General features: G+C 60.9%; 1 protein-coding gene. It reads right to left on the bottom strand.

The features are described 5' to 3' along the window. A partial coding sequence (locus tag BST40_RS27740) for a zinc-binding dehydrogenase (protein ID WP_279629030.1) occupies nucleotides 1-2,472 on the bottom strand: 2,472 nt, incomplete at its 3' end. Between the last annotated feature and the right edge of the window lie 98 nt (nucleotides 2,473-2,570).

Genomic DNA, 2,570 nt, shown 5'->3' with positions numbered 1-2,570 from the left:
GATCAACACCGTCCGCTCAGCATCAAAGGCCATCGGCGGCAATAGCACGAGTTTGCCGGTGTGACGGGCTTGGCTCATGTCCCGGAACGCTTGGGTAGCCCGACTCAGGGCGTAGCTCGTGGTGGGCAGTGGTTTTAGGATGCCGGCGGTGAATAGCAAGGACAGAGTGGCAAGTACGCGAGCAATGTGTTCAGGCGGGGCGGAGCTGAGATCGTAGGCATGGTAGGTCACGCCCGGGTGGGAAGCCGCAACCTCACTAGGATCCCGAATATCGGTTTTGCCGATCTCGATGAAGTGCCCCCCGTGGGGCAGAAGTGACAGTGATGCGTCGACGAAGTCCCCGCGAAGACAGTCGAGCACCACGTCCATGCCGCGCCCACCAGTTGTCTGGGTGAAAAGGTCAAGGAAATCTAGGGTGCGCGACGAGGCGATACGCTCACGGGCCACACCCAGATCCTCAAGGATATGGTGTTTGCTGGGATGGGCGGTGGCATAGATCTCTGCACCGACATGATTGGCGATGGCGATAGCGGCTTGACCGACCCCGCCAGCGCCGGCGTGGATGAGCACCCTGTGTGCTGCGCTGAGACCAGCTAGCTCGACGAGAGCGGTGTAGGCGGTCAGAAACGCCGCTGGAACTGAGGCTGCTTGGGCAAACGACCATCCAGGCGGGATCGCGACAACCATGCGATGGTCGGTGACTGCAATGGGCGCAAAAGAATTGTTTGGGAATAATCCCATGACTGCGTCACCGGGCCGCACAGTCCTCACATCGTCAGCAACATCGATGACCACGCCGGCGGCCTCCACGCCCAATCCCTCATCGGCGATGGCGCCTAGCGCCACTACCACGTCGTGAAAGTTCAGCCCGGATGCTCGGATGTCAACGCGGATCTGTCCGGCAGCCAACACCGGGGTCGCTGCGACAGGAACCAAAGTCAGGTTCGCCAAATCCCCTTTGCCCGTTGTTGTTAACTGCCAACAAGCAGTCGGGGGCAGGGCCAGTTGGCGAGTGGCGGTCAGCCGGGGGATGTGGAGGTTGCCGTGACGGATTGCCAGTTGTGGCTCGACGTCGGATTGTCGGATAGGGCAGTGCAGTGTGGACAGGATCGCGAGCAGGGTGTGTTCGCTTGCGGGGGTGAGATCGACGTCGATTAGGTGTATACGGCCAGGGTGCTCGTTTTGGGTGCTGTGGATGAACCCCCACACCGCGGCGTGGGACAGCTCGGGGGATCGATCATAGATGCTGGTGCTCACCGCATGTCGGGTCAGGATCGCCAGCGTGGTATCGCCTGTGGCGGCGCGGGCCAACCATTGCTGCAGCTCATTCAAGACGTCACTAGTTAGTGCATGCACCCGCGACAAGCAATCAACATCTAGACCAACTGCCATGGTGGGCGGCGTGGCATCGTCGCTACCAAGGGTAGATAGCGGCAATGCCCACACCACAAGATCGGTGTGAGCCAAATCGATGTTTGCCAGGTCGGGATATATTCGATCACGGGCGAACAGAGCGGCCAGGCGGGGGCAATCGCTGCCAACCAACGCCCACAGTGGTGAGAGTTCGGTGGTGGGAGAACCTTCACGCGGCAGGACCGGCCAGGTCAGTTCGAATAAGCCCTGGCTTAACCCAGCAGTGGTTGGGGTCAGCTCTCCGGTGCCAGCGGGTAGTCCCCGCCGGGTTAGCGCGTTGATGGTGATGACTGGGGCGCCGGTGGGGTCGGTGGCGTGCAGTTGGAAGGTGTCAGTGCCGGTGCAGATGAGTCGGATCTGCAAGCAGGTGGCTGCGGTGGCGTGCAGGCTGATCCCGGTGAGGACAAACGGGAGCCGCACGGTGTTCTCGGTATCGGCGGTAGCGAAAAACACTGCTTGAAGTGCGCTATCGAGCAGGGCGGGATGAATGTTGTAGCCGTTGGTGTCGATGTCGGGGGGAAGCGTCGCCTCGGCATAGATGGTGCCGGGGGATCCCGGGTGCTCACCGATGCGGGTTAATCCCCGAAATGGGGGGTCATAGTGCAGGCCGTGGACGTCTAGCTGGTCATAGAAGCTGTCGTGGTCGATGAAATCTAAAGTCTGCGGCGGTGTCAGAGGTGTTTCCCAGGGGCCAGGTTGGTCGGTGCTTAAAATGCCGGTGGCATGCAATACCCAGGCGCTGACGTTGTGGTGTTCAGCGGTTCGGGCATGCACGCTAAAAGCGCGCCGCAGGTCATCGCCGACGGGGCCGATCGTGATTTGCACATCGCTGGGATGATCGCGGACCAACACTAAGGGGGTATGCAAGACCAGTTCATCGATGACGGAGCAATCGGCATACAGGCCAGCTTCTAAAAGCACCTCGATAAATCCGGTCGCGGGAAACACCACTTCCTGATGCACCCTGTGGCCGGCGAGCCAGCCGCAGGTGTGAACGCTTAACCTACTGCTGAACACCATCTGGTCTTGATCAGCCAGTTGGGTCAATGCCCCTAACAGGGGATGGTCGGGACGCTGCAGCCCCGCAGCGCTGACATCGGCGCTCGAGGCGGTGCTGGGGGTTAGCCAGAAACGGCGGTGTTGGAAGGGGTAGGTGG

It is taken from the genome of Mycobacterium persicum, assembly GCF_002086675.1.
Lineage (GTDB): Bacteria > Actinomycetota > Actinomycetes > Mycobacteriales > Mycobacteriaceae > Mycobacterium > Mycobacterium persicum.
This window is presented reverse-complemented; position numbering and strand designations above follow the sequence as displayed.